This window comes from Bacteroidales bacterium (assembly GCA_016709865.1).
Classification (GTDB): domain Bacteria; phylum Bacteroidota; class Bacteroidia; order Bacteroidales; family VadinHA17; genus LD21.
Window position 1 is genome coordinate 791,355 of sequence record JADJLX010000002.1, and the last position, 26,904, is coordinate 818,258.

At 41.9% G+C, this 26,904-nt stretch carries 25 protein-coding genes; 19 read left to right on the top strand and 6 right to left on the bottom strand.

Annotated elements, in window-relative coordinates; genetic code table 11:
• The first annotated feature begins 340 nt into the window (after nt 1-340).
• From IPJ16_05420 to IPJ16_05460, 9 genes are all read left to right on the top strand, one after another.
• Entirely contained in the window at nt 341-1,264 is a 924-nt protein-coding gene (locus tag IPJ16_05420) for a DMT family transporter (GenBank protein MBK7626630.1), read from the top strand.
• A 63-nt stretch (nt 1,265-1,327) separates the two neighbouring features.
• A complete protein-coding gene (locus IPJ16_05425) occupies nt 1,328-1,486 on the top strand; it encodes a hypothetical protein (GenBank protein MBK7626631.1) in 159 nt (52 codons plus the stop codon).
• Nucleotides 1,487-1,493: 7 nt separating this feature from the next.
• On the top strand, nt 1,494-2,357 hold the full coding sequence (gene porQ / locus IPJ16_05430) for a type IX secretion system protein PorQ (protein ID MBK7626632.1): 864 nt from the start codon (nt 1,494-1,496) through the stop codon (nt 2,355-2,357).
• Nucleotides 2,354-3,049: a (d)CMP kinase gene (locus tag IPJ16_05435; protein ID MBK7626633.1), complete on the top strand. Its 696-nt coding sequence runs from the start codon at nt 2,354-2,356 to the stop codon at nt 3,047-3,049. Before porQ ends, IPJ16_05435 begins: the two co-directional genes overlap by 4 nt.
• On the top strand, nt 3,039-3,914 hold the full coding sequence (locus tag IPJ16_05440) for a 4-hydroxy-3-methylbut-2-enyl diphosphate reductase (GenBank protein MBK7626634.1): 876 nt from the start codon (nt 3,039-3,041) through the stop codon (nt 3,912-3,914). Before IPJ16_05435 ends, IPJ16_05440 begins: the two co-directional genes overlap by 11 nt.
• 75 nt (nt 3,915-3,989) lie before the next feature.
• Nucleotides 3,990-4,970 carry a 6-phosphofructokinase gene (pfkA, locus tag IPJ16_05445; protein ID MBK7626635.1) on the top strand — a complete coding sequence of 327 codons (981 nt, stop codon included), beginning with the start codon at nt 3,990-3,992 and terminating at the stop codon, nt 4,968-4,970.
• A gap of 12 nt (nt 4,971-4,982) precedes the next feature.
• Nucleotides 4,983-6,104 carry a DUF362 domain-containing protein gene (locus tag IPJ16_05450; GenBank protein MBK7626636.1) on the top strand — a complete coding sequence of 374 codons (1,122 nt, stop codon included), beginning with the start codon at nt 4,983-4,985 and terminating at the stop codon, nt 6,102-6,104.
• The gene (locus tag IPJ16_05455; GenBank protein MBK7626637.1) at nt 6,101-6,949 is read left to right on the top strand and encodes a cation transporter; all 849 of its coding nucleotides are present in this window, start codon (nt 6,101-6,103) and stop codon (nt 6,947-6,949) included. The genes IPJ16_05450 and IPJ16_05455 overlap by 4 nt, the downstream gene beginning before the upstream one ends.
• 38 nt (nt 6,950-6,987) lie before the next feature.
• The gene (locus IPJ16_05460) at nt 6,988-7,434 is read left to right on the top strand and encodes a GatB/YqeY domain-containing protein (protein ID MBK7626638.1); all 447 of its coding nucleotides are present in this window, start codon (nt 6,988-6,990) and stop codon (nt 7,432-7,434) included.
• Between the two features lie 44 nt (nt 7,435-7,478).
• Here IPJ16_05460 and IPJ16_05465 read toward each other — a convergent pair whose 3' ends face one another.
• From IPJ16_05465 to IPJ16_05475, 3 genes are read right to left on the bottom strand one after another with little or no spacing between them, the layout of a single operon-like run.
• Entirely contained in the window at nt 7,479-9,521 is a 2,043-nt protein-coding gene (locus IPJ16_05465) for a TonB-dependent receptor (protein ID MBK7626639.1), read from the bottom strand.
• Complete coding sequence (locus tag IPJ16_05470; GenBank protein ID MBK7626640.1) at nt 9,518-9,886, bottom strand: hypothetical protein; 369 nt, start codon at nt 9,884-9,886, stop codon at nt 9,518-9,520. Before IPJ16_05470 ends, IPJ16_05465 begins: the two co-directional genes overlap by 4 nt.
• Before the next feature lie 32 nt (nt 9,887-9,918).
• Entirely contained in the window at nt 9,919-12,006 is a 2,088-nt protein-coding gene (locus IPJ16_05475) for a DUF1080 domain-containing protein (GenBank protein MBK7626641.1), read from the bottom strand.
• 55 nt (nt 12,007-12,061) lie between these two features.
• On the opposite strand from IPJ16_05475, the gene IPJ16_05480 reads away from it, so the two are divergent.
• From IPJ16_05480 to IPJ16_05490, 3 genes are all read left to right on the top strand, one after another.
• Entirely contained in the window at nt 12,062-13,798 is a 1,737-nt protein-coding gene (locus IPJ16_05480; protein MBK7626642.1) for a prolipoprotein diacylglyceryl transferase, read from the top strand.
• A 114-nt stretch (nt 13,799-13,912) separates the two neighbouring features.
• Nucleotides 13,913-15,355, top strand: coding sequence for a Gfo/Idh/MocA family oxidoreductase (locus IPJ16_05485; GenBank protein ID MBK7626643.1), 1,443 nt, complete (start codon nt 13,913-13,915; stop codon nt 15,353-15,355).
• 238 nt (nt 15,356-15,593) lie between these two features.
• Complete coding sequence (locus IPJ16_05490; protein MBK7626644.1) at nt 15,594-15,992, top strand: DUF1987 family protein; 399 nt, start codon at nt 15,594-15,596, stop codon at nt 15,990-15,992.
• Nucleotides 15,993-16,002: 10 nt separating this feature from the next.
• On the opposite strand, the gene IPJ16_05495 is transcribed toward IPJ16_05490, so the two are convergent.
• The gene (locus IPJ16_05495) at nt 16,003-16,899 is read right to left on the bottom strand and encodes a sulfurtransferase (GenBank protein ID MBK7626645.1); all 897 of its coding nucleotides are present in this window, start codon (nt 16,897-16,899) and stop codon (nt 16,003-16,005) included.
• Between the two features lie 148 nt (nt 16,900-17,047).
• Between IPJ16_05495 and IPJ16_05500 the strand changes: the two genes are divergently transcribed.
• The 3 genes from IPJ16_05500 to IPJ16_05510 all read left to right on the top strand — a co-directional run bounded on the left by IPJ16_05500 (nt 17,048) and on the right by IPJ16_05510 (nt 20,458).
• Complete coding sequence (locus tag IPJ16_05500) at nt 17,048-18,643, top strand: hypothetical protein (GenBank protein MBK7626646.1); 1,596 nt, start codon at nt 17,048-17,050, stop codon at nt 18,641-18,643.
• Nucleotides 18,627-19,199: a hypothetical protein gene (locus IPJ16_05505; GenBank protein ID MBK7626647.1), complete on the top strand. Its 573-nt coding sequence runs from the start codon at nt 18,627-18,629 to the stop codon at nt 19,197-19,199. The genes IPJ16_05500 and IPJ16_05505 overlap by 17 nt, the downstream gene beginning before the upstream one ends.
• Before the next feature lie 140 nt (nt 19,200-19,339).
• The gene (locus IPJ16_05510) at nt 19,340-20,458 is read left to right on the top strand and encodes a metallophosphoesterase (protein MBK7626648.1); all 1,119 of its coding nucleotides are present in this window, start codon (nt 19,340-19,342) and stop codon (nt 20,456-20,458) included.
• Nucleotides 20,459-20,573: 115 nt separating this feature from the next.
• Here the strand turns inward: IPJ16_05510 and ygiD are convergent, their stop codons facing one another.
• The gene (ygiD, locus tag IPJ16_05515; protein ID MBK7626649.1) at nt 20,574-21,401 is read right to left on the bottom strand and encodes a 4,5-DOPA dioxygenase extradiol; all 828 of its coding nucleotides are present in this window, start codon (nt 21,399-21,401) and stop codon (nt 20,574-20,576) included.
• A gap of 159 nt (nt 21,402-21,560) precedes the next feature.
• Between ygiD and IPJ16_05520 the strand changes: the two genes are divergently transcribed.
• From IPJ16_05520 to IPJ16_05535, 4 genes are all read left to right on the top strand, one after another.
• The gene (locus IPJ16_05520; GenBank protein MBK7626650.1) at nt 21,561-22,283 is read left to right on the top strand and encodes an MBL fold metallo-hydrolase; all 723 of its coding nucleotides are present in this window, start codon (nt 21,561-21,563) and stop codon (nt 22,281-22,283) included.
• Nucleotides 22,284-22,424: 141 nt separating this feature from the next.
• Entirely contained in the window at nt 22,425-23,549 is a 1,125-nt protein-coding gene (locus tag IPJ16_05525; GenBank protein MBK7626651.1) for a hypothetical protein, read from the top strand.
• A gap of 182 nt (nt 23,550-23,731) precedes the next feature.
• Nucleotides 23,732-25,252: an AMP-binding protein gene (locus IPJ16_05530; protein MBK7626652.1), complete on the top strand. Its 1,521-nt coding sequence runs from the start codon at nt 23,732-23,734 to the stop codon at nt 25,250-25,252.
• Nucleotides 25,245-26,216, top strand: coding sequence for an NAD(P)-dependent alcohol dehydrogenase (locus IPJ16_05535; protein ID MBK7626653.1), 972 nt, complete (start codon nt 25,245-25,247; stop codon nt 26,214-26,216). Before IPJ16_05530 ends, IPJ16_05535 begins: the two co-directional genes overlap by 8 nt.
• 35 nt (nt 26,217-26,251) lie before the next feature.
• Here IPJ16_05535 and IPJ16_05540 read toward each other — a convergent pair whose 3' ends face one another.
• On the bottom strand, nt 26,252-26,899 hold the full coding sequence (locus tag IPJ16_05540; protein MBK7626654.1) for an ATP-binding protein: 648 nt from the start codon (nt 26,897-26,899) through the stop codon (nt 26,252-26,254).
• Between the last annotated feature and the right edge of the window lie 5 nt (nt 26,900-26,904).

Below are 26,904 nucleotides of genomic sequence, written 5' to 3' on the forward strand. Positions count from 1 at the left end.
TAAAAGGTTTTTAATCACATGTGGTAATTGAATCCCTGCAAAATCTATGAGATTCCTCGCTGACGCTCGGAATGACAGAGCTTTAGGTGGAACGGGGGGAAAAGAAATGGCGATTCGCTGAAAATACCAGACCTTTCGAATTTATCTTGCGAATCGCCATTTCTTTTCCCTTTTAAACCCCATAAAGGACTGTCATCCTGAGCGATAGCGAAGGATCTCCTGAATTCAGCAGGAACTCCGGTTTTGAAGAAGGTAAAATATTTCGTTTTATAACTGTCAATAATTTATTTAGATATAAATTCGCACTTCGATAAATTATCAACTTTTGGAAAGGTAAAAATTGAGTAAAAATTTCAAAGTATATAGCGCTGTTGTACTGTCGATGATCTTCTGGTCATTTTCATTCATATGGTTTAAAGAGGCGAATAAGACCTTCCACCCTATCACAATTGTGTTTATAAGACTTGTTTTTTCAGTAGTTCTGCTCACTACCTTTCTGATTGTCACAAAAAACTTTATGAAGATCAGGAAGCAGGACAGGAAGCTCTTTCTGATGCTGGCACTGTTTGAACCCTTCTTTTATTTCCTCGGGGAGAGTTTCGGACTCACTTATGTTTCAGCAACAGTCTGCTCTGTACTGATTTCCACAATACCAGTCTTCGCAACTATCGGAGCCTGGCTAATCTTTAAAGAGAGGCTGAAGGCAATCAATTACGCCGGGATTATTCTCTCATTCGTAGGAGTACTTGTTTTTATTCTTAACCGCGACGGCAGCATTTCATTTAATATAAAAGGTCTTGGATTGCTCCTTCTTGCAGTAATCTCTGCGGTAGGGTATAACCTTACACTGAGCCGCCTTGTTGGTTATTATACTCCTGTATATATAGTTAATGTACAGAACATTATCGGGGCTGTCCTTTTCCTTCCTTTGTTCCTGATTCTCGACTTTAAACATTTCACAACTACCCCGTTCACATTTGAAATGTTCAGACCTATAATTGAACTGGCACTTTTTGCATCATGCGGCGCTTTCATTCTTTTTGCCTACTCAGTTAAGAATATGGGTGTCACAAAAGCCAATGTTTTTTCAAACTGCATACCACTTTTCACAGCACTGTTCTCATTCATTATTCTGGGAGAAAATCTTACTGTTCAGAATATTATAGGGATGGCGATTGTTATAACCGGACTATTCCTTTCACAGATGAATGGCAGGAAAAAGAGTATTGACGAGGCCCTGATTCTCACCGGAAAAACAGCTTAATACTATTAAAGAGTCATCGCACGTTAAGGTAAATCATACTATATTTGCTGTGTATTGAAACAAATGAGAAAGAAAGTACTTAATCTGATATTTTTAAGTCTCATTATCTCTCCTCTCTACTCACAGACAGGCGGCGATAATGTCTATGAGTTTCTCAATCTGACACATTCAGGACTGGTATCATCCCTTGGCGGAACAAATGTTTCGCTTAGAAGGGAATAATCTCAATATGGCTTATCATAATCCGGCCCTCCTGAATTCAAAGATGAATAATGCACTTGCACTAAACTATGTAAATTATTTTGCCGGGATAAATTTCGGTCTGGCAATGTACTCACATACATACCCGGGAGTGGGAAACTTTGCTGCCGGCATGACCTACCTTAACTATGGTTCCTTTACCGAAACAGATGCGTCGGGAGTGATTACCGGTGACTTCAGTGCTGCCGAATATGCCTTCTCCCTGATGTACTCGAGGCATATTGATTCACTTTTTACAATTGGAGTGAATTTTAAACCTGTACTATCACATCTTGAAAATTATACTTCATTTGGATTTGCATTTGATATCGGAGCCTCCTGGCATAACACAAGTAATCTTTTCTCAGCAGGGATGGTAATAAGGAATGCCGGTTTGCAGCTGACATCATATGCCGGCGAGGAGCGTCAGAAATTGCCTTTTGAGGTTCAGGCAGGGATCTCACAAAGACTGGCCCATGCTCCGTTCCGGTTCTCACTGACACTTAAGCACCTGGAGAAATATGATCTTACACATGATTATACAGAACCCGGGGCAACAGTTACTGAAAAATCAAAATCATCAGAGATAGCAGAGAACATAATGAGGCATGCAGTTGTTGGAGTTGAACTGATACCTCATAAAAACTTTTATTTCAGTGCAGGTTACAACTATCAGAGAAGGAGAGAATTGCAGGTTGACTCAAAAGTTTCAACTGTTGGATTGTCGTGGGGATTTGGAATCAACACCTCGTGGATGGATATTGAATTTGGAAGGGCTACCTATCACCTTGCAGGTTCATCCACTCACCTTTCACTAATTTTACGACCAGATAAAATCTATAGAAAAAGATGAACAAAAGGCTTATAATAGCAATAGACGGTTATTCATCGTGCGGGAAGAGCACTTTTGCCAAATCGGTGGCGAAGGAACTGAACTACATTTTTATCGACAGCGGAGCAATGTACAGGGCAGTAACCCTCTATAGCATGCGTCATAACTACATCAATTCCAATGAGGTAAATGTACCGGCAATAGTGGCTGAAGTAAAAAATATTTACATAGATTTTATATATAATCCGGATATAGAAGGATATGAAACCTTTCTTAACTCTGAGAATGTTGAAAAAGAGATAAGAAGCATGGATGTCTCAGCCCATGTAAGCCGCATCAGTCAGATCTATGAGGTAAGGGCCAGACTTGTTGAGCTGCAGAGAGAGATTGGGATCGCAAAGGGGATTGTTATGGATGGAAGAGATATCGGTACTGTTGTGTTTCCTGATGCTGATATCAAGATCTTCATGACGGCTTCGGTTGATATAAGGGCTAAACGAAGGTTTGATGAACTTAAAGCTGCAGGTGTGACAGTTGATTTTGAAGAGATCAAAAGGAATATTGTTGCACGCGATATTGCCGATGAGAACCGCGATATAAGTCCTCTCAGGAGAGCAGACGATGCTATCGTTCTTGATAACAGCAGAATGACTGTTGAAGAGCAGATGGTATGGATAAAAAAGATAATCGACAGCAAAAGGAATGGTAGTTGAGATCGACAGCAAATCGGGATTCTGCTTCGGAGTTCAGAATGCAGTTGAAATAGCCGAGGAAGCTCTCCTGAAAGGTGAGAAGGTTTTTTCACTTGGCCCTATTGTGCACAACGACAAAGAGGTTGAAAGACTGGCAACTCTCGGACTTGTATCAATCAACCATGAGCAGTTCAGAAATCTGCGCGACAGCAAAGTACTTATCAGAGCTCATGGTGAACCACCTGAGACTTATATGATAGCAGAGAATAACAATATAACTATCATTGAGGCTACCTGTCCGATTGTAAAGAAGCTTCAGTCGAGGATTAAGGATTCGTGGCAGAAGATCAGGGAAAGCAAAGGGCAGGTTGTGATATTCGGAAAAGCAGGGCATGCAGAAGTTGTAGGACTCCTCGGACAGATAAACAATGAAGGGATACTGGTTTCCTCACCGTCAGATATTGAAAGGATAGATGTGAAAAGGCCTGTTTACCTCTTCTCTCAGACAACAATGGGAGTAAAAGAATATGACATATTTAAGGAGGCTCTCCTCGCTAAAATGACTGAAGCAGGAGTTGCTGATCCGGATAAAAACCTGATTGTCAACAAAACAATTTGCGGGCAGGTATCAAACAGAGAGCCTCATCTGAGGACATTTGCAGCATCGCACGATACAATTATATTTGTCAGCGGCAAAGAGAGTTCAAACGGGAAGATGCTGTTTTCGGTGTGTAAGGAGGTCAATCCTGATTCCCATTTTGTTTCTTCGCCGGAGGAGTTAGATCTTTCCTGGTTCACAGGGAAAAAATCGGCGGGAATCTGCGGAGCGACTTCAACTCCCAAATGGCTTATAGAAAACATACGGGATATCATTTCAAACATCTGATTAACAGAGAGCTTCCGTCATTTGTAAGGCAAAATAATTAGTATTACCTTTGCGCCTTGTAATTATTAATAAAATATGGGAAAAATTAAGAAAATCGGGGTCCTGACATCAGGAGGTGATTCCCCGGGAATGAATGCTGCAATTCGCGGCGTGGTGAGAACTGCAATCTATGAAGGATTGGAGGTTATGGGTATTAAACAGGGCTATCAGGGAATGATCAATTCAGATTTCATTCCAATGACAGCATCGAGTGTGAGTGATATTATTCAAAAGGGCGGTACAATACTTAAAACCGCAAGATGTGAAGAGTTCAGGAATCCTGAAGGCCGGCAGAAAGCTTATAATAACCTTAAGCAGGCAGGCATAGATGGTGTTGTTGTAATTGGGGGAGATGGTTCATTTACAGGGGCCAGACTATTTAATGAGGAGCATGAGATTCCAATAGTAGGTATTCCCGGGACAATCGATAATGATATTTTTGGAACAGACTACACTATAGGTTATGATACAGCTCTTAATACTGTTGTAGAAGCAGTAGACAAAATAAGGGACACAGCCAGTGCACATAACCGGATGTTCTTTGTTGAAGTTATGGGTGCTGAAGCAGGGTTTATTGCTCTTTACAGCGGTATTGCTACAGGAGCCGAAGCAATCATTATTCCGGAACTATCTGGTGAGGAACGCGATATCAAAAAGATGATCGAAGCCGGAAACGTAAGGAAAAAAACAAGTAACCTGATTATTGTTGCCGAAGGAGATAAGGGAGGAGGCGCATTTGCAATAGCTGAGCAGGTGAAAGCTGATTTCCCCGAATATGATATAAGGGTATCAATTCTCGGTCACCTTCAGAGAGGTGGTTCTCCGTCTGCTATCGACAGGGTTAATGCCAGCCGTCTGGGGCATGCAGCAGTTGAGGCACTTCTCGACGGACAGCAAAGTGTTATGGTCGGATTATCAAACAGTGAAATTGTACTGGTATCATTCCGTAAAGCTGTAAAACTTCATAAGGATGTAAATCATAACTTGGTAGAACTTGCAAGGATTCTATCAGCTTAGAAAATATTAAATATGCCGCCATCAAAAGTCTATTTTACAAACCTGAGGGCAAAACCCTCACAGAATCTCTTAAAGAAACTTGATAACCTGATTGTCAAAGCAGGGATAGATACAATTGACTTTAACAGGAAAATTGTTGCGATCAAAATCCATTTCGGAGAGCCGGGAAATCTTGCATACCTCAGACCGAATTATGCAGCCCGGATTGTAAAGTATCTGAGAAAGAAAGAGGCTATTCCTTTCCTTACCGACTGTAATACACTCTATTACGGCAGAAGGTCAAATGCACCCGAGCATCTGGAAGCAGCATTTGAAAACGGCTATAATCCTCTGGCGACAAACTGTCCTGTGATTATCGGCGACGGAATAAGAGGTACCGAATTCCGGGAGATTGAACTGAAAATGGAATGCTGCGCAACAGCTAAAATAGGAAGTGCAATAGCCGATTCAGATGTACTTATCTCGATGAACCACTTTAAGGGACATGAAATGACGGGGTTTGGCGGTGCCCTCAAAAACCTTGGGATGGGATGTGCATCTGTTGGCGGAAAACTCTTTCTCCACTCAGGTGCCTCCCCTGAAATATTTGAGGAGAACTGCACCGGATGCAAGGTGTGTGAGAAGTATTGTGCACACGATGCTATTGCGGTTGGGAAAGACAAAATTGCCCGGATCAATTATGAAAACTGTGTGGGATGCGGACAGTGCGTTGCAGTATGTCAGTACGATTCAGCAAGAGTAGTATGGCAGGGTTCTTCGGAAATAGTAAATAAAAGAATTGCTGAGTATTCTTATGCAGTAGTGAAGGATAAACCCTCATTTCATATTAACTTTATAATGAACGTTTCTCCCGACTGCGACTGCTGGGGTTTTAATGATTATCCCCTTGTTCCGGACCTTGGTATTGCAGCTTCATTTGATCCTGTGGCACTCGATCAGGCCTGTGCAGATATGGTAAAAGCAGCTCCGGCTCTTCCGGGAAGCAGGATCTGTGAACATAATACCGGACATGATCAGCAGGGAGAAGACAAATTCAAAAATGCACATCCTGAAACTCACTGGGAAGCAGGACTTGATCATGGTGAAAAGATTGGATTGGGAACCAGAAAATATGAACTTATCAATCTCCTATGAATGCAAAAGTAAGTGTTGCCCGTCTCTCTATTCTGTCTAATACCCTGCTGATAATAATGAAGCTGGCTGCCGGCATTTTAAGCGGGTCAGTTAGTATCATTTCTGAAGCCATTCACTCATCAATGGACCTGGTTGCGGCTCTTATTGCATTCTTTTCAGTAAGTGTATCTGATAATCCGCCTGATTCGAGACATCCCTACGGACACGGGAAGATTGAAAACATTTCAGGTGTAATTGAGGCACTCCTGATATTCCTTGCTGCATTGTGGATCATCTTTGAAGCTGTTAAAAAACTCATCGAAGGGACCTTTGAGCTGGATTCAATAGCTATCGGTTCCGCTGTTATGGTAGTTTCTGCTATAGTCAATACAATAGTTGCCAGGAGATTATATAAGGTAGCCCGTGAAACAAATTCAGTAGCCCTTGAAGCGGATGCACTTCATCTTAAAACAGACGTATACACTTCTCTCGGAGTAGCTGTTGGATTGGGACTGATATTGATCACAGGAATAAACTGGTTTGACCCTGTTGTTGCAATCCTTGTTGCATTATTCATCATAAGGGAATCATATCATCTTATGAAAAAGGCTTTTACCCCATTGCTCGATACAGCCTGGGAAGATAATGAGATTTCTGCCCTGGAACATACTCTGAACGACCTTGAGGTAAACTATCATGATCTGAGAACAAGAATTGCAGGTAACTACCGGTTTGTGGACCTGCATATTCAAATACCGCAGGATGAATCAGTAGGACATGCTCACGATTACTGTGACAAGATAGAGAATGAACTTACATCGAAGTATGATAATCTGACTGTGACAATTCACGTGGAACCAAGCTAAAGCCATCCCTGAATTCCGTAAATTTAAAACTATACACTATGTCACTTACCGAAAAAATATCAGCTGATCTTATCACTGCAATGAAAGCAAAGGATAAGGTTGCCCTTGAAGCAATTAGAGCGGCCAAGACCGCATTTACACTCGCCAGGGCAGAGAAAGGAACCGACACTCTCTCAGGCGACGAGGAGCTGAAGATCATCCAGAAGCTTGTAAAGCAGAGGAGGGAGTCGGCAGAGATCTATAAGACACAGAACAGGCCAGATCTGTATGAGAAAGAGGTTACTGAAGCTGATGTTCTGGAGAAGTACCTGCCTGCGAAGATGAGCGAGGAGGAACTGAACAAAGTAATTAAGGCAATAATAGAACGGGTTGGCGCAAAATCTCCAGCCGAAATGGGTAAGGTGATGGGTGTTGCCTCCAAAGAACTCGCCGGGAAAGCCGACGGAAAAGAGATTTCTGCTATTGTGAAACAGTTGCTTCAGTAAGGCTTTACGGCATTGCGGCTAGAAGGCTATTTGGATCTGTATTCTTACAGGCTACCCAGATTGATCATGAGAGAGATCAGAGCTGTTCTGCCCTGGCCATTTACTCCTGAACCATGATACCTGTAGTCTTCGTTAAGAATATTCTGCAGTGAAAACCCAATACTCAGAAGATCAATATCGTATCCGGCATTCAGATTGAAAATACTCCATGCCGGAGTTCCCCCAGCAGGTATCCTGTTGTCTGATTTGTCACCTGCCGCAAGCCTCTCCTGTTTAGCTGCAGCCAGCCATTCTGCACCTATCCTGAGGTTTTTCAGTGAGTATTCCGTACTTACCCTGCCAAACAATGGCGGAATACGGCGGACAGGTTCATTTTTTGTAATATTCTGTCCATAAGTATACGTGAGACTAAAACCTGCATTCCACGATTTACCCAGATCCAGTTCCCATGCAGTTTCCACTCCCCGGATAAAAGCCCGTTCAACATTTTCTTTTATGTATACCGGGTAACCATCAATAGTATCGCCGGCAACTATATTCCTGACAATCAGGTTACGGAGTTCATTGCGGTAAATAAAAATCTCACCTCTTAAGGTTTTACCCTGGTATTTATATCCGGTCTGGAATTGCAGTGAGTGTTCCGGGGTTAAATTAAAGTTTGGTGTTTCATACCTGAAATCCACTATTCCAAGAGTACCAAGGTCATCTACATTAGGGGCCCTGAAACCGCTATTTGCTGAGACAAAGAGGCTGGATCTGCCTGTTAGTTTCCTCATTATTGCAAAGTTACCAACAAGTGCAGAAGGTGTTAGACTTGTTTCTCCGAGTACCTCATCATGAACATTGATTAAAAAAGCATTGAATCTTGCACCTCCTGAAAAAATCCAGTTCTGAAATTCAATAGTATGTAATGAAAATGCTGCAATTGAAGTCATTCTGGAATTATCAGGATAGAGCCCGCGCTTATCTGTTATAATACCGCTTGTGAGATCCCTTTCGTAACGCGTACTTCCAACCAGGTCATTATAAATCTCAGCACCTGTGCTGGCACTCCAGTTATTGCCATCAGATGTGAATGCCTCAGCTATAAAACCAAGAGTTCTTACCTTATCATTCTCATAACGAAGCACGTCAGAGTTGTTTTTCCGGCTTTCTCTGCCCTCTTCAGTATCATGCCAAGATGCAGAAAATGAGAGCGATCTGATAAGACCATCATCAGGTTTATGGGTGACTTTTACATAGCCCAGTTTTCTGTTTTGAGGATCCATCCTGTTTACAGCATAATTCTCGAGTACTACCTTATGAAATACTGGTACATTGCTCTGATGCACACTCTGCAAAAACATAGTTAGTTCTGTGGATTCCGAAAGGAGTAACTTACCTTTTATATCATAATCTATTTCGCTGTAACCAGTCGGTGACTGAACTCCGGTTGTGTCGCCACCCTTAAGATCCCCAAAGTTTCGCAAGGTTAAACCACCCCTGACTGCAACCCTGCTGCTGCTGAATTTCAGCGATCCGTTAAGACTCTGTTCCATTCCGGCTGCTGCTAAACGGGTATATAGTGTTGATCCCCACGACGGATTACCGGAAAAACGCACATCATGTGTGAAAACATTAACAGCGCCTCCGAGTGCGTCGGACCCGTATTGCACTGATCCGCTTCCCCTTAACACTTCAATCTTTTCAATAGAAAACAGGTCGATAGTATTGAAGTATTGATTTGGCCCATAGCGGTATGTTGAATTATTCAGCCTGATGCCATCTATAAGAAGGAGAGTCTGATTGCCTGTCAATCCTCTGAGAAACGGTGATCCTCCACCGTGGTTTGTTTTCTGCACAAAAACTCCTGATGCTGATACAAGTGCCTCAGGAGCAGACCTTAGCTGTTGTCTGATTACCGTGTTGGTACCTGTTACTCTTACAGCTTCAGGGGTATTCAGACGTATTGAACCAAATCTGTTTGCAGAGATGACTACCTCAGATAAATTTCTTGAAAGGATTGTATCCTGATCCTGCTGGTTTGCCGATCCGTATACCACATTGTAAAAACTGAAACAAAATAAAAATGTTACAACCCTTATCATATATAACCCCCGACTTTACCAGTTAAAATGATTCGTAGCAAATCGATGTGGTACCACATTCTGGCATAGAAATATGACAGGATCAACAATCCGGCAATGAATGTAAGGAATAATCCAATGTATCTTCCTGCTACAGAATTGCCTGATTTAATGAGCTTTACTGAAATCTTCCTGAGCCACTCTTCCATCTTGAGAAAGAGAGGATAAAAAACAACCACAATTATTGCCATTGCAGCAAGTGTAAAAGTGAGCGGCTTTACATGATTTTTATAGGTGATCATATAATCGCTGATTGCGGTGGTAATAAGATTGGCTGTCAGAATTGTCAGTGTTGTGACAACAAAGCGAAAGAAGAAACGGTACATAAAGAGTTTTTTTGCCCCGTAAAAGTATTATTTTATTTCTCTCTTTCAATCTTTATTGCCAGATCCTCAAAGTATCCGTCTGAAGCTATCTTCAGCCATCCACCGGGATGGTTCCTGATATGTGCCACATTTTCAGATGGAGCAGTTGTTTCTGCGAGGGTTATTTTATACGATCCGCTTCGAAGGTTTATTTCAATACCAATAGGACCAGAAGCAGTATCTTTCCTGCAAACATAAGCAGCAATAAAACCATCCTTGCCCAGAGCCCTGATGGTTTTGTTCCCTTCTCCTGTGAGCCTGAGTTGTGACTCATCAACAGGTTTCATATTGATATAATCGATTGATTTCATAAATTCTGCAAGTATCTTAAGCTGACTCCTGAGAGCCTTGCTGCCCCCTCCGGGCTGACCTTTCTCAACCAGGAATGAACCATCCTCATTATCGGTAGTAAACGAATAGTCGAGATGGTTAAATATTGCCCCTCCTGCCATTATGAAATCCCATGCCTCTCTTCGATATGTAGCATCCTTAATTCCATCAAAACCTGTTTCATTATCGCCTATTACACTGTTGAGGTGGTAGTTTGCCGCAACAGTCTTCGGAGGACGGACATAATGAAAATTATATATTGAAACACCTTCACGCGGTTTTGAAACCAGCCGGTGATGGTTGGCAACATTATTTGAGATCAGGTGTTTCTGATCAAAGTCTTTTTCAGCATCTGCAACTATACTGGTCATATAATCCTCCCACTCCCTCAGCGCCAGGGTATCTCCAAAGTATGGTTCATTGCAGACTTCATAGTAGAGATTATCAAAATCCCTCAGCTCGGAAACAATCTTCCTTACCATTCTTTCCTGAACAGCCAGAAGTTCAGGGTGTCTCAGAGAGAGGACTTCTTTCCAGTCGCTGATCTTACCGGTACCATTTGTGTTGTTTTTGAAATAGAGCGGTGATAACTTCCATTGTATTGTATCGTAGATATTTGAGAAGAGATCAAGTTCAACAACAATATTTCTTTTTCCTGCCTCAGTTAAAAAGTCCTTCAGACGTTTGAAATAATTCTCATCCCAGCGCGAAAGGTCGAACTTATTGCCGCCGTTTGCATAGCCCGGTTCATTACTTCTTGCCCATGGACAGATAAAACGGTTTGGTCCGGGAGCCATTGTATTCTTTTTAATACCAAAAGCACCGGCAGGTTCAACATAAACGCCCGAAAAAGTACGTGTAACATTCAGTCCGGATGCTTCAAGTTCCTTAAAATAGGTAACATAATCGAAATCGAGGTTCATAACTGCACCATAATGCTCTGTGGAACCAATCAATATCGCAGGTTTGCCACGGAACATGAAATAGTGAGGATTCTGGGGATGCAGGCTCAAAAATGGCTTTGATGAAGGCGCAAGTTCAATAATTCTGATATTACGGAAATGTATCGGAGCGCCTTCCGATTCGAGGCAAAGGTATCCCTTCCTCTGGGAAGCCTTTGTTATTCCGTTTACAAATTTGCCATTGACCGAAAGCCTTATAACACCATCGATACAAACAACATCGTATGTATTCCATTCCCCTTTCCCTTTACACCTGTTTTCAATTGATTTACTTCTTGTGCCACGCGGATTGTCAGGAACTGTTGTCACACCGCCAACACCGAAAAGTTCGCCATGAACATATGCCACAGGAGGTTTCACGCCATCGCGTGCATTCTGGTTCACCCAGTCGAGTTCGAGCATCTGAACTTCCACACCATCAGGCAAACGTGTATCCTCCGGAGGGTTAGCGTTACTCCATACAAATACCCCGGAGTTACCTCCTGCCTCGAGATGCTTCCACTCAACATGAAGGATAAAGTTCTCATACATTTTTTCAGAACGCATCACGCCAATGGGCTGTCCGGAGCATATCAGAATATCTTTTTCGGTATGCCAGGTATCGGGCGCAGTATTTACATTTATCCAGTTGACAGGGACATCCTTTGCTCCTGTATCTGAGATATATTTTCCATAACTAACCTCTTTCCCGAAAACAATCTTCTTATCCTGTGCCAAAGATTTCTGAGTAAAAAACGACAGGAAAATTACAGTTAGTAGAACCCCTGTTAATGCCTGAATCCTTTTCATATTGCCTGACAATTTAATTACCCGAATTTATCAATTTTTCTTATCTTCACGTACAATGGAAAAAATAAAGGTTCTCACAGGTAAAGTCCTGTATGGATTTCTTTTTGTGGCAGTAATTCCTTCGCTTTTAGTTCTGTGGGCAGAACAGTCAGGCGATATAATAAAACTACCGGTTTTGGAGGAGACCTGGCCAGGCTATCTCTTATTGGCAACAGGAATTGCACTTATCGCTGCAGGTATGCTGCATTTATGGTTTCTGGGGAAAGGACTTCCAATGAATGCTTTCCCACCTGAAAGACTAGTTACCAGAGGGGTATATGCTTTCACAAAGCATCCGATCTATGCCGGTGCAGTACTTGTAAGCTTCGGATTATCAGTGAGCTTTCAGTCATCCTCAGGATTATGGCTGGTAAGTCCCTTCTTCACCCTGATGACAGCAGCCTGGGTGGAAGGATTTGAGAATGAGCGTACCAAAGAAGTGTTTGGAGATCAGGAATACAAAACCTTTCTGTCGGTTCCGGTGAAAGACACTAACCAACCTTCGGTTATGGAAAGGATCTCGTCATATCTGGTTGTATTTGTACCATTGCTTATTGTTTATAATGCCTGGACATTTTCAGTAGCATCGGGTGAGATCGACGTTATAAAACTACCTTTTGGAGAGGATCTTAGCATCAGACAGTTATCAAATGCATTCTACATTGTAGAGCTATTTCTTGCTCTGGCAGTACCTGTTATCATAAGGACCAGAGTATTTCTCAGGATATTTATAACCAGCATGTGGACTGCTGTAATTATAGCCGGACTTATATGTTTTGCATTTCCGGTTGCGATGAAGGCATTTAATCTTGTTTGGGCTTTTGTGGTAGCCGGATACTTTGCAACCGGTCTAAGGCTGAATGGCTGGATCTGGGATCTGATCAAACGCCAGACCGAGAAGCTTGCAAACAGCTGGCGAGAATGGAGAATCGGACCTGTAAGGATCATAAATCATGGCTTTTACGGCGGAGCTGCCGGACTGGCCGGAACCCTGATTGCAGGTTTCTTTTTAGGACAGGAGTATACTGTTATTGGATTCACAGTAATGATTTTTGTTATTATCGGAGCCGGATTGTGGGCGCAGTTCATTGAAGGATCGCCAAAATTACTGAGGCCGTATGGCTACTATGGAGGATTGATTGGAGGACTTACAGCATGTCTGCTGGCATCACTGATCTTTCAAATCAGTTTTTTCAAACTTGTGGCGTCATTTGCAATGGCTGCGCCATGGATTCAGGCGACAGGGCGGCTCAGATGCCTGGTACAGGGCTGCTGCCATGGTAAACCATCCGATCCTTCGATTGGGATCCGGTTCACTCATCCCCTCTCGAGAGTAAATAAGATCTCCGGTTTAAATGGTGTCGCCCTTCATCCGACGCAGCTCTATTCAATAACCTGCAATCTGATATCGGGTACAGTTCTTATATGGTTATATAATGCAGGAATGCCTGCGGTTTTTATTTGTGGGATCTATCTTATGCTGAACGGGCTCGGCCGTTTTGTTGAGGAATCGCTAAGAGGTGAAGCTCAGACTCCATATCTGGCCGGGATGAGGATATATCAATGGATCGCAATAATAAATATTATGCTGGGAGCACTCTGTACCACTATTAACGATACAAGTACCATAACTTTTCAGTTCAATATTAAATCGGTTTTTCTTGCTGTTTTAATGGGAATAATAGTAATGTTTGCGTCAGGTGTAGATTTCCCTTCATCGAACAGAAGGTTTGCACGGCTTACAAGCACTTAGAAGGATTTTAAGTTTTTTTAACACCTGTTTTAAATCTAAGCGTACTGTGAATCAGAATAATATTTCTATTTTTCGTAAATTAAAAAAATCAATCAACCTAAATATTATAGTACAATGAAAGAAAAATCAAACAAAGGAATGAGCCGCCGTAACTTCCTTGGTTTGTCAGCTGTTGGAGTTACCAGCCTGACAATACTTCCAAGTTATGTGATAAATGGTTTCCGCGTTGCACCGAGCGACAGAGTTATAATGGGCACCATCGGCCTTGGCCGTCAGGCATTGTCAGATTTCAGAGGATTCGCAGGAGTTCCCGGACTTCAGGTAGTTGCATGCTGCGATGTTGACAGTATTAAACAACAACGTTACAAGAAAACTGTTGAAGAGTGGCAGAAGGCAAAAGGCCTTGCTCCACGTTGCGATACCTATGAGCAGTATGAACAGTTATTGGAAAGAAAAGATATAGATGTGGTTGAAGTTGTTACACCTGATCATTGGCATGCTCTTATGTCTATTCATGCATGCCAGGCGGGGAAAGATGTGTATGTTCAGAAACCGCTTTCCTATACTATCCAGGAAGCACTTACAATGACAAAGGTTGCGAACGAAAAGAAACGTATCGTACAGGTCGGAAGTCAGCAGCGTTCCAGTAAGGAGTTCCAGAAAGCTATTGAGCTTGTAAGGGCCGGCAAGATTGGACATATTGAGAAGATCTATGCAAAAGTAGGTGATCCACCAAAGCCACTCGATCTTCCTGCACAGCCAATTCCGGGTAACCTGAACTGGAACCTCTGGTTAGGTCCGCTCAATGATGGCAAGATTGTTTACAATTCAGATCTCGCTCCTCAGATTACTCTGGACCCTGTACAGAATGAAACCCTCTGGGGTGCATGGCGCTGGTATCTTGAGACAGGTAACGGCTATACAGCTGACTGGGGTGCTCATATGTTCGATATTGCACAGGCTGCAATAGGAATGGATGGTTCAGCACCTTGCGAGATAATACCTAAAGGATATAACGGAACAGAGTACATGACCTTCAAATATCAGACAGGTGTTGTTATGACTGAGCAGCCTTACCTTGAGGATAATGCAGGTGCACAGGGTATTAAGTTTATCGGAACAAAAGGATGGATTGAGGTAGCACGCGGATATATAGCATGTTCAGATGCATCACTCATCCCGGCTGAGATAGCTGGTAACCGTCCGCAGCCAAGAGTACCGGGACAGACCAGACCGGCAGGACAGGCTCGTCCGGCAAACGCACAGGGACAGGCTCCCGCTGCAAATCGTCCCGCTCCGACACAGGCCGGATTGCAGTTCGAAATCAGTTCACCACATATGCAGAACTTCATCGATTCAGTACGTTCACGTCAGAAACCTATTGCTTCAGTTGAAGTAGGTTGCAGTACTGCAATCACTTGCTGCCTCGGAAATATTGCAAATGAGCTCAAGAGACCAGTTAAATGGGATCCGGCTACATATACCTTTATTAATGATAAAGAGGCTTCTGAACACAGACTTATGAATTACGAGTACAGAAGACCGTATCATTTATAACCAGTGCCCCCCAGCCCCCTAAAGGGGGTGTAGTTAGGGTTATGGAAAGAACATTGACAGGCGACAGGGAAACTTGTTGCCTGTTTTGTTTTTGTGGAAATGAACAATTATAAAAGCTCATTGTTAGACAGTAAGTTCAATGAAAACTTGTTTTATTAGAGTTTAATGCTGAAATTTGATACTTAGGATTTTGTACATTTCAGTATTCACAGGTAAAATTCATATTTAATCTATCAATATGGGTATAGCAGCAGTTCATATTTTACCGACTAATAAGACCCCTGAGGTCTTTCTTAATCCCGAGGGCAGTGTTAAGATAATCGGTAGGGCAATAGATGAAAGCAGAACAAAGTTTTCAGAACAGATATTAATCTGGATAGATGATTATCTGACTAAACCTGCCGTTTCAACTGAAGTTATAATTGCCCTTGAGTACATGAACAGCTTTAATTCGATTATTATGGCTTCAATACTCAGAAAGCTATATCAGCTCAATGAGCTATCGAAGAAAATATCAATCAAATGGTATGTTGAAGAAGATGATGATGATCTTCTCGAAAGGGGAGAATATATCTCAACGACTTTTAATATACCGATTGAATTTATTAAGACTGATCAGATAAAGAGCTCTTACTGATAATATCAGTTTACTTTTCCATAGGAAGATCAGATTTACTGCTCCACTCCTCCATCGATCCGTCATATATAACCGGATCAAATCCTGCTATTAGCGCTGCTACATATGCTGCACTTGCAGAGTTTCCTGTATGACAATAAAAGACTGGTCTCGCGTTAGCCGGGATCTCAAGCTTACTGAACGTTTCTGCTATTTTCTGTGAATCGAAAAAACGGGTTGTTTTGGCATCATAGATCTCTGTCGGAGGCAGATTCTTTGCACCTTTAATATGTCCGGCACGGGGCAAACCGGTAGTTCCGTCGTACATAGCTTTTGCCCTCGCATCAATTATAGTGTATGATTTGTTTTCAAGGTTGGTTAACATCCATTTGCCATTTACCAGATTCTCATTTACTGATGGTTTAAACTTACCCTTAGCTGTTACAGGATTCTCTTTAGATATCTCATATCCTGCTTCTGCCCAGGCATCAAAGCCTCCATCGAGAATTGATACTCTTCCTTTTAATCCTATATGTTCAAGATTGACAAATACACGGCATACAGGTATGATATTTCCATATATTCCGCAAAGAACGATATGCGAGTTATTGTTCACACCAAGAGTCCGTAGCAATTTTACAATATCTTCTACAGGAGCAGGAACTGTAGATTCAGACTCTGTGGAAATTATTATATATCCCGGCCACAGGAAACCTGCATCAGGAATATGTCCGTTATCATAATCAAGCCGGGTGGGTGAAACATGAAGAACTACGATTTCCGGATTCTTTAAATTATCCTTTAACCATGAAGTTGAAACCAGGGGCATAACCTTGTCAATATTATCCTGTGATGAGAATCCATCATTAGTACCCGGAATTGCAAAAAGCAAAAGTATTAAGGATAGTGTAATAAGTAGTTTTTTCATTCTGAGATTAAATAGGTTTCACATTAAAAACTTAAGTTCCAAATGTATCAAATATAATAGTTGACAGGAAAAATATTTTGCAAATGGTTGTCATATAGCCTAATTTTGATAATGAGTACCAGCATTCTTTGAAATATCAATCCAGACCATGCTTAAAACTGATATTCTTCAGACTAAATACTTTTTATTAATACTTCCTGTATTCGTTATTGCAGTCAGTTGCTCATCCACACGAATTATACGCGAGTTCCACGATCCTGTCAGCCTCGAAACTTCTTCGGTAAACAACAAACTGATTAAGGTCCATATGACCGACGGATCGCTATACCTACTTGATTCTTTGTTGTCAATCAATAGTCAGGATACAGTATCAGGTTATGGAAAACATTACAATCAATACAGAGAATTGATCAGTTCAAATAAAACTGCTGAGGGGAAATTTACTGCACCTTCATTCCGGATTCCCTTAGCTAAAGTAGCTTTATTTGAAACAAATAACATCCAAGGCCTGAATAGTAAAATTCTCGCACTAACCCTTGTGGGAGTCCCAACATTAATAGTAACGACCTTCTGTATTCTTAATCCCAAAGCCTGCTTCGGTTCATGTCCTACATTCTATGCCTGGGATGGCGAAGATACTGTACTGATGGCCGAGGGGTTCTCGTCCAGCATATTGAGGTCTTTTGAAAAGAAAGACATAGATATGCTATATAATACCAGGATTACAGGAAACGAGGTAAATCTAAAACTGACTAATGAGGCTCTAGAAACACATGTTATAAGGTATGCCGATCTTCTTGCATTTCCAAGGCAACCCGGTGAACGCGTTTTCGCCGCTGAGGATGGTTCGTTCTATAAAACATCTGAGGTGACTAATCCCTCAACCTGTACTGCTCAGGAAGGAGATTGTCTGGATGCTGTAATAAAGATGGATAGCAGGGAAAGATATTCTGTTACAGATGAGACAGATCTTGCAGAGAAGGAATATATTGATCTTACTTTTAATAATGTATCTCATGGTGAACACGGCTTGTTAATCGGCTGCAGGCAGACATTCCTAACAACCTATCTGTTCTACCAGAGTCTCGCCTACATGGGCAATTCTGCAGGCAATTTTGCTGCACAAATCGAAAGCGGTGACAAAAAACTTCAGAAACGGGTAAACAGAGTCTGGGATGTTCTTGGCGGGATAGAAGTATTCGTAAAGAACTCCGGAGGAAAATGGATAAAAGTGAACAGTTATGAAGAGATGGGACCAATTGCTTCAGATGTTCATATGATCAGGCTGCCACAGACAGATACACCGGTACTTAATGTAAGGCTCATCCTCACTAAAGGGTTATGGAGGATTGACTACCTGGCTCTTGCCAAAACAGGAGAAAAAACTGACCCTCTGAGAATTAAACCCTCAGTAGTCAGAGCTACCAATCAGACAGATGAGTGCACCGGAATGATGGCATTATCAGATACTCTAAATCCGTTGATAACATTGCCGGGTGATTCATACAATCTTAAATATAACCTTCCGCACTCAACAGAATCTTACGAATTATTTTTATGCAGTAAGGGCTATTATATCGAATGGATGAGAGAACCATGGATAGCTGAAGAAAACCTTAAGAAAGCCTCCCTATTGTTCGGTTTTCCAAAGATGTACATGAAAATGACCGCAAAAAATTTCAAACTTGTCGAATCCTCAATGGAGGAAAATTTCTGGAATAGCAGATATGTTAAAAGAAAGTAGATACATATTGATATTGATATTGTTTTTTGGTATTTCATTATCGGAAGGCTGCAAGACATCACAGATACCAGCCTACTACAGGTTTTCTCCTTCGCGGGTAAAAAAAGGAATTACAGGATGCTGGACAAAGCTCACCCTTCTATCCAAATCAACCCAGGACCTGCCTTTAGAAATATCAGGAGAACTGATTGCAGTTCATCCTGACACATTATATATCCTTACCGAACTTAAACTGGAAGCAGTATCATCAAAAAGCATTGATGAAGCCATACTTTATATATTTGACAATCAGTCAAGAACAATAGGAGTGGTAACCGGATTACTTTTTATACCAAATATCGTTGCCGCTATTGTTAAAGGTACTGGTGCCTATCTTGTTCTTGGAATACCCTGGCTTATTACAGGAACACTTACTTCTATGTTTGAGGGATATGATGATTCAAATTTGCTTATGTTTCCTTCAAGGAAACCTCTTAACGAGTTTAAAAAGTATGCCCGCTTTCCAATGGGCCTCCCAACGGATATTGATCGAAAAAGACTGCACCTCATAAAATAAGCAGGTATCCTATTCCAAACTTCGGGTTTAATACCAATTCAATCAGAGAAAACTTCTGTCTTCGGTCTCCGGTCTTCAGTCTGCATTATCTCAAAAGGAATTGTATTATCTTAGTCTGATAAACCTACATTTATCAGAGTATGTTCCACACAATTATAACCCTTTCATATACAATCCCTTCAATATATCTTTTTGCCAGGTTCTGGCAGTTTTATATTGAAAAGAACAAGAGGATCTGGTTTATATTCATTTTTGCATTCCTCTTTTTATTATATCCTTCAGGCGGACTTTTTGATGACAGAACTGCAGGCGGCTTGGGTAATATAATTGTAACGGTTTCAAACTACCTCCTCCCGTTCTTTCTGTATCTTTTTCTCACTATCCTTTTTACCGATCTTTTTCTCCTCCTCAATCTTGGTATAAAAATCATTCCGAGGGAATTGTTGAAGAAAAGATCTGTCAGGAACAGGATGATGGTTTTCAATATATCTCTTTCAGCAATTATAGTTATTGCAGGTGTAATCAACTTTAACACAATCAGGATTACTGAAAAAGAGATTAGTCTGGCGACAGATTCGCCGGAAATAAGTCATCTGAAAATCGCCTTTATATCCGATTTTCACCTCGAGGAAAAGACACCATTAAGTTTTGTGGAACAATTTGTCAGGAAAATTAATAACCTAAAACCTGATATTCTGCTCTATGGCGGAGATATCATGGAAGGTTTCAGTGAGGCAGAAAAGATGGAAAGGTTTGAGAGACTCCTGATTAGTATCAAGCCTGAGTATGGAGTTTATGGAGTGTTGGGTAATCACGACCGGAATTACAGGAGCGGGACTTCAGGTTTTTATTCAAGAGCGGGAATAACAATCCTGAAAGATTCTGTAATTATATCGGGCAGGGCATTTGTACTTGCAGGCAGAAATGACAGCCGCGACGAGAGAAGGAAAAGTGCGGGAGATTTGTTGGCAGAAGCTCCTGACAGTCTGCCGATAATAGTCCTTGATCATCGTCCGACTGAAACTGAGCAGCTGAGTGAAACAGCAGCAGATGTTGTTTTTTCCGGACATACTCATCACGGACAGCTTTTTCCTATTAACCTTATAACAAAAAAGGTATATGAATTAAGTTATGGCTACCTGAAGAAAGGAGAAACTCACTTTTTTGTCTCGAGCGGCATAAGGTTATGGGGCCCGCCGGTACGTACTGTTGCCAAATCGGAGATTCTGGTAGTTGATATTACATTTACAGAAGACTAACCACGGAGACACGGAGAGCACGGAGTGTCACGGAGCAATTAATCTCCCCATCTCCTTCTTCGTCCACCGTAGCTTTAGCGAAGGTGGATTCTCCCACTCTCCCGTTCAAATTCTATCATCCTATCCGAAGTGAGGTCATGGTAAGTGATCCCATTATGGCTTTATCGTTGAAAAAAGTAACCTCTTCCTTATCGCCTTTAAGTGCTAGAGTATAAAGGAGCGGCAGGTAGTGATCGGGGGTTGGAACTGCCAGCTGAACTTCGCGTCCCAGCGACTGGTAATTTATAAGCTCTTTATGATTTCCTTCGATGATAAGTTTCCTGAAGATGTCATTAGCCTGTATCGCCCAGTCGAAACCAAATTCAGGGTCAGAAGCATGGTCCCAGGCTATGCGGCCAAGGTTATGAACCATATTACCGCTGCCGGTTATAAGAACTCCCCTACTCCTTAATATTTTAAGCTCCTTAGCAAGATCGTAGTGATACTGAGGAGCTTTGTAATAATCGAGACTCATCTCAAGCACTGGTATATCAGCATTTGGATACATATGTTTTATGAAGCTCCAGGCACCATGATCTAATCCCCACTTATCATCAAGTCCTATTCCGGTAAATGAAACATTCTTTTTAATTTCTTCAGCAAGGGCAGGATCTCCGGGAGCAGGATATTGAACATCGTACAGCTCCTGAGGAAACCCTCCGAAGTCGTGGATTGTTTTTGGCTTTTGCATAGCTGTAACAAATGTTCCTTTGGTCTCCCAATGAGCGGATATGCATAAGACAGCCTTCGGTACCGGAATTGATTTTGCAATATTCGCCCATGAGGCTGAAAACTCATTTTCTTCGATGGCATTCATTGGACTGCCATGACCGATAAAGAGTACAGGCATTTGTTCTGTGCTCTCTCCGGACCTGATAAGATTATTCAATTCGTTGCTTTTCATACTCTCAGGTAACAATTTATGGGCAACAAAGTTTAGAAATATCAGATAAGATGAAAAAGGCAACCATCCTTCACTAAAGCTACGGATGGCAAAGCGGGGGTCGGGCATAAAGTAGTCTGATATTTACTTTTTTTATATATTCACACAAAATTATCCTCCATGAAGAAACCTGTAAAAAGAATTCTCCTGGTAACCGGGATTTTGCTGGGAATAATTCTCATAATAGCCGTTGTTTTCCTTATTAATTTTCTGAGTGCAACAAAGAAGATGACACCTTCCGATACTACAGCAATAAATGATTCAGTTTGGTGCATCAGGGATAAGTTCGTGAATTTATATGTATTTAAAGGAAAGAATGATTATCTGATGGTTGATGCCGGAATTTCAAAGAAAGGAGTTGACACAGAATTACGAAAAATCGGGATCAGGTCAGATCAGATTAAAACACTTCTTCTGACACATACTGATGGTGACCATACAGGAGCTACCGGACTCTTAACAAATCCGGATATATATCTTCATAAGGATGAGGAACAGATGATCAACGGAACAACAGGCAAGAGCAAGTTCTCAAAAACAAAGTGGAAATACGGCAGGTACAACCTTATGAACGATAATGATACTCTCATAATTGACGGACTAAGGATAAAGATCCTTCATACTCCGGGTCATACCCCGGGGTCGTCGTGCTTCAAAATTGGTGATGAGTATCTCCTTACCGGTGACAATCTTATATATACAAAAGGGCAATACGAGCATTTTACCGAGATGTTTAACATGGATACCCCCAAGCAGGAAGAATCGCTTAAGAGTCTACCCCCTGCATCAGAGTTCAGATACATATTATCTAGTCATAACGGGATTATAAAGATCGGTCAATGAAGACGGAAGACCGCCACCTTCGCCAAGGCTTCGGTGGCCAAAGGGAGACCGAAGACCGGAGACGGAAGTAAGAAATAATGCTGCAATTGAAAAATATTAAAGATTTTATGTTTCTTTATTATAATTTAACTTGAGTCGTTAATGGGTGAAATTATAATTAAAGAAGTTCTGTCCCGAAAGGACAAAAAGAAATTTATTTACCTGCCTTCAAAAGTCCATAAGAACGATTCAAACTGGCTTCCCCCTATTTATATGGATGAATGGGAATTGTTTGATGAGAAAAGGAACAAATCATATAAGTACGCCGATACTGTTCTGTACCTTGCTGAAAGGAACAGGAAGACCGTTGGCCGGATAATGGGGATCATCAACCGCAGGTATAATGAAATTCATAATGAGCAGCATGGCCGTTTTTGTTTTTTGGAGTGTTATGAAGATCAGGATGTAGTGCATGCTCTAATTCAGAAAGTTGAGGAATGGGCAAAGGCAAAGGGAATGGAAAAAATTGTTGGTCCTCTTGCATTCTCAGATAAAGACCCGCAGGGCTTTCAGATAGAAGGATTCGATTATCCCAAGTTTATAGTTTCGCCAACAAACAGCAGTTACCTGCCTGAAATGATTATGGCAGAGGGTTATGTAAAAAACCGTGACCTTGTAAATTACCTTGCTAAGACACCTGCAGACCTTCCTGAAATATATAAGAAAATATTAAGCAGGGTTTCAGAGAATAAGGATTATAAAATTGTAGAGTTCAAATCAAAAAAGGAGCTTAAGCCATATGTCATTCCGGCACTGGAATTAATGAATCAGACCTTTATGGAGATCTACGGATTCGTTCCCCTCACGGATGCGGAAAAGAGAGAGCTGACAGCACGATACCTGACTATTCTCGATCCCAAGTTCATAAAGGTTATTGAGGCAAAGGACGGACTCATTGGCTTTGCTATCGGTATGCCCGACATCAGCGGGGCAATAAAAAAGTCAAAGGGAAGGCTGTTTCCCTTCGGACTTCTGAGGATCCTTTTAGAGTCAAGAAGGTCAAAGAAACTCCTTATGCTTCTGGGTGGTGTAAGGAAAGATTACAGAGGCAGGGGTATCGATGTTCTGATGGCTGTTAAGATGCTCCAGGCAAGTATTGAATATAAGATGGAGCTTATTGATCTTCATCTTGTACTTGAAACAAACACCAAGATGAGGGCAGAGTGTGAAAGGGTTGGTGGACAAATAATAAAACGTTTCAGGATATATCAGAAGGACCTGGTCTGAAAGGAGAAAAGGAGAAAGGGAGAAAGGGAGAAGGGGGGAAATGGAGAAAAGAATGAGGAGTGAGCTGAGAGGGCTGAGTGTCTGATAATTATCACTTATTGAGGAATATGATATTGTTTTACTCTATTTTGGTCGCGGAATTTTTTATGTATTATTGCAAAAAAACTAATTAATAAACCTATATGATTCTACATCAGCAATTCGTACGCATGGCAAAGAAGCATGCAGGCAAACTTGCCATAATCGACAGAACTACTGGTAAAAATGTTCCATATTCAAGAGCGCTTATAGGAGCCCTTATACTCAGTTCAAAATTCAAAAAATACGACAAAGGCTTTATTGGTATTATGATACCTACCTCGGCTGGCTGCGCACTGGCAACAGTGGGTGCACTGATGAGCGGACGGATACCTGTAATGATCAACTACTCCACTGGTGCTGAAACCAATGCCAGGTATGCCCAGAAAAAATGCAAATTCAAAACAATAATAACATCAAAGGCCTTACTCGAAAAAATAGGATGTCCTGTGATTGATGGTATGGTACTTATCGAGGATATTATGGAGAGTGTGACAACAGTTGAAAAACTGAAAGCAGCACTTACAACAAAGCTGCCGGTAAACATGATCCTGAATACTATTCACAAGGGAGATGAAAATGATACCGCAGCTATTCTGTTTACAAGCGGAAGCGAGAAAGATCCCAAAGCAGTTCAGCTTTCACATCTTAACCTCTCTTCAAATATTGAGCATTTCGGTAATTATGTAAAGATCAGTGATCAAGATATAATACTGGCAAACCTTGTATTCTTTCATATCTTCGGACTTACTGTCAACCTGTGGGTGTCATTCTGCTATGGTATGACAATGGTTACTTATGCAAATCCCCTCGACTTCCAGACTGTTAGTACAATTGCCCGTGAAGAGAAACCGACTATTATGGTTGGAACACCCAGTTTCTTCTGGGGCTATCTGCATAAATCCGAGCCCGGCGATTTCAAGAGCCTCAGGCTTATGGTTGCCGGTGCTGATAAATGTCCCGATGCACTTAGAGAGGGCTATATGACAAAACATGGCGTCACTCTGCTCGAAGGTTACGGTGCCACCGAAACATCTCCTGTTATTTCAGTTAACTCTCATGAGTTTAACAGACCCGGCAGCACGGGAAGGGTTATTCCGGGAATGACTGTTAAAATCGAAAATTTTGAGACAGGCGAACCATGCAAGATAAAAGAAGTCGGAAAAATACTCGTTAAAGGCGACTCAGTTATGAAGGGGTATTATGATGATCCTCAGCTAACTGCTGATGCTCTTGTAGACGGCTGGTATAATACCGGCGACATGGGATACTTTGATGAGGATGGTTACCTGTTCCATGCAGGAAGGTTCAAGAGATTTGCAAAGATCGGCGGCGAAATGGTATCGCTTGTCAAAGTAGAGAATACACTTGAAAAATTTCTTCCGGTTGGAGTATCGTGCTGTGTTGTTGAAGTTTCTGATGCAAAGAAAGGCTCGACAATCGTTGCTACTGTCTCCATAGAGGTAAATAAAACCGAGATCCTAAGAAAGATGGGTAATGAGCTACCTAATATTGCTCTCCCGAGACAATTTGTTGTTATCAGGGATCTGCCAATGATGAGTACCGGAAAGATTGACTTCAGGAGTGTTACGAGGATTGTGCAGGATATAATTAATAATGCGTAAGAAGACGGAAGACGGAAGAATGAAAGCATATTACAAATCATCCTTCAGTAAATCAGTACAATCTGTATACGGTGAAGTACCCGATGCTGTTGCAGGAGAGAACGGAATGCTGATCGAAGTAAAAGCTGTTTCAATAAATCCGGTTGACTATAAACTGAACAACGCAGACACAAGGATTCTGCCGGCTTCAAAATTGCCTAAAATAGTTGGTTCAGACTTTGCAGGGATAGTAAAAGAGCCTGCAAAAGGTGACACACATTTTAAAGCCGGAGACAGAGTATATGGTGCAGTCTCTATATTTACAGGAAAACAGGGAGCCTTAGCTGAACTTGTGTCAGCAGATCCGAAGCGTGCCAGACATATACCCGATAGTATGTCATTTGAACAGGCAGCATCACTTCCTGTTGCTGCACTCACAGCACTTAACGGATTAAGAAGATGCGGAGTTACAAAAGGAACTAATCTGCTTATAAACGGCGCCACCGGGGGGGTAGGCCACTTTGCAGTTCAGATAGCAAGATCAAAAGGAGCTGTTATAACAGCAACCTGCAGCGAGACAAACAGTGAACTGGCAAAAAAGCTTGGTGCGGATAAGATCTCGGGATACAAAAAAGAGGATCTTGCAGCAATACCGGATGAATATGATGCTATCCTCGATGCATATGGTAAGATGAAGTTTGCTGATATATTCCGGCTGCTCAAAAAAGGGGGAACCTATGCCTCCCCGCTCATCCTTGCAGCTCCGGCATTCCTTACATCTCTTGTGAAACTTTTCACAAGAAGAAAAATAACATCCTCTAATATGAGGGCGCTGCCTGAAGACTTTGAAGAGATAGAGAGATTATTCCTCGAAAAGAAGCTTATTCCTGTAATAGAGAACGTTTTTACTCTGGCGAATGCGGCTGATGCTTTTGAGATGGCTGAACATGGAAGGCCAAGGGGGAAGGTCATTGTAAGGGTATAAACGGCGCAAAGGCGTAAAGGCTCCATTTCTCCCCATCACCCCCTCTCCTCTTCTTCAGGGTTCAGCTCATACCTGAAACCTTTCTCCGATGCTTTCATTATCAGTACTTTGAAAATAATGAGGTTGGCGAGTATCGCCTCAGCGCGGTGAGCAGGGATCCGGGCAGCTTTTCTGAAGCCGGAAAGGGTCACCGACCCATACTCCTTAAGATACTCCATCAGCAGGTTTTCAGCCTTACTGAATTTCACCATCACGCCCTTAGGCTTCTCCTCCTTCCGCCAGACCTGCAGCAATACCCTGTTCGCCACGAGGTTCTGATCGTTATTCCTGAAATAAGCCACCCATTTCCCATTGTCATCCTTTGCCTGGTAGGGTCGCTTTTCACCTTTCTTAACTTCAATTTCAAGAATTTGTTTTCCTTCAGTTGTATGCTGCTTAACTGTAAACTCTATTTCGGGACGGCAATAGAGATGCGAAGCGGTCTCCACCATGTAATACTCTTCGTCAGACCTGATGCCGGCTATGCTGCCATTATCCCTCACTCCTATCAGCAAACGCCCTCCGTCGCTGTTAGCAAAGGCAGTCAGAGTACGGGCTATCTTTCTGCTGTCGGATACGCAGTACTTGAAATCGAGATGGTTGTTTTCACCCCCGGCAATTAACTTTCTCAGGTAGGGCTCCATATTTT

Excerpts from the sequence above, each read along its gene's own strand:
- porQ (MBK7626632.1), top strand. The coding sequence starts at position 1,494 with ATGGCTTATCATAATCCGGCCCTCCTGAATTCAAAGATGAATAATGCA.
- IPJ16_05530 (MBK7626652.1), top strand. The coding sequence starts at position 23,732 with ATGATTCTACATCAGCAATTCGTACGCATGGCAAAGAAGCATGCAGGC.
- IPJ16_05490 (MBK7626644.1), top strand. The coding sequence starts at position 15,594 with ATGGGTATAGCAGCAGTTCATATTTTACCGACTAATAAGACCCCTGAG.
- IPJ16_05435 (MBK7626633.1), top strand. The coding sequence starts at position 2,354 with ATGAACAAAAGGCTTATAATAGCAATAGACGGTTATTCATCGTGCGGG.
- IPJ16_05510 (MBK7626648.1), top strand. The coding sequence starts at position 19,340 with ATGTTCCACACAATTATAACCCTTTCATATACAATCCCTTCAATATAT.
- IPJ16_05505 (MBK7626647.1), top strand. The coding sequence starts at position 18,627 with ATGTTAAAAGAAAGTAGATACATATTGATATTGATATTGTTTTTTGGT.
- IPJ16_05480 (MBK7626642.1), top strand. The coding sequence starts at position 12,062 with ATGGAAAAAATAAAGGTTCTCACAGGTAAAGTCCTGTATGGATTTCTT.
- IPJ16_05465 (MBK7626639.1), bottom strand. The coding sequence starts at position 9,521 with ATGATAAGGGTTGTAACATTTTTATTTTGTTTCAGTTTTTACAATGTG.
- IPJ16_05495 (MBK7626645.1), bottom strand. The coding sequence starts at position 16,899 with ATGAAAAAACTACTTATTACACTATCCTTAATACTTTTGCTTTTTGCA.
- IPJ16_05455 (MBK7626637.1), top strand. The coding sequence starts at position 6,101 with ATGAATGCAAAAGTAAGTGTTGCCCGTCTCTCTATTCTGTCTAATACC.
- IPJ16_05460 (MBK7626638.1), top strand. The coding sequence starts at position 6,988 with ATGTCACTTACCGAAAAAATATCAGCTGATCTTATCACTGCAATGAAA.
- ygiD (MBK7626649.1), bottom strand. The coding sequence starts at position 21,401 with ATGAAAAGCAACGAATTGAATAATCTTATCAGGTCCGGAGAGAGCACA.
- IPJ16_05475 (MBK7626641.1), bottom strand. The coding sequence starts at position 12,006 with ATGAAAAGGATTCAGGCATTAACAGGGGTTCTACTAACTGTAATTTTC.
- IPJ16_05500 (MBK7626646.1), top strand. The coding sequence starts at position 17,048 with ATGCTTAAAACTGATATTCTTCAGACTAAATACTTTTTATTAATACTT.
- IPJ16_05540 (MBK7626654.1), bottom strand. The coding sequence starts at position 26,899 with ATGGAGCCCTACCTGAGAAAGTTAATTGCCGGGGGTGAAAACAACCAT.
- pfkA (MBK7626635.1), top strand. The coding sequence starts at position 3,990 with ATGGGAAAAATTAAGAAAATCGGGGTCCTGACATCAGGAGGTGATTCC.
- IPJ16_05440 (MBK7626634.1), top strand. The coding sequence starts at position 3,039 with ATGGTAGTTGAGATCGACAGCAAATCGGGATTCTGCTTCGGAGTTCAG.
- IPJ16_05520 (MBK7626650.1), top strand. The coding sequence starts at position 21,561 with ATGAAGAAACCTGTAAAAAGAATTCTCCTGGTAACCGGGATTTTGCTG.
- IPJ16_05535 (MBK7626653.1), top strand. The coding sequence starts at position 25,245 with ATGCGTAAGAAGACGGAAGACGGAAGAATGAAAGCATATTACAAATCA.
- IPJ16_05450 (MBK7626636.1), top strand. The coding sequence starts at position 4,983 with ATGCCGCCATCAAAAGTCTATTTTACAAACCTGAGGGCAAAACCCTCA.
- IPJ16_05425 (MBK7626631.1), top strand. The coding sequence starts at position 1,328 with ATGAGAAAGAAAGTACTTAATCTGATATTTTTAAGTCTCATTATCTCT.
- IPJ16_05525 (MBK7626651.1), top strand. The coding sequence starts at position 22,425 with ATGGGTGAAATTATAATTAAAGAAGTTCTGTCCCGAAAGGACAAAAAG.
- IPJ16_05470 (MBK7626640.1), bottom strand. The coding sequence starts at position 9,886 with ATGTACCGTTTCTTCTTTCGCTTTGTTGTCACAACACTGACAATTCTG.
- IPJ16_05485 (MBK7626643.1), top strand. The coding sequence starts at position 13,913 with ATGAAAGAAAAATCAAACAAAGGAATGAGCCGCCGTAACTTCCTTGGT.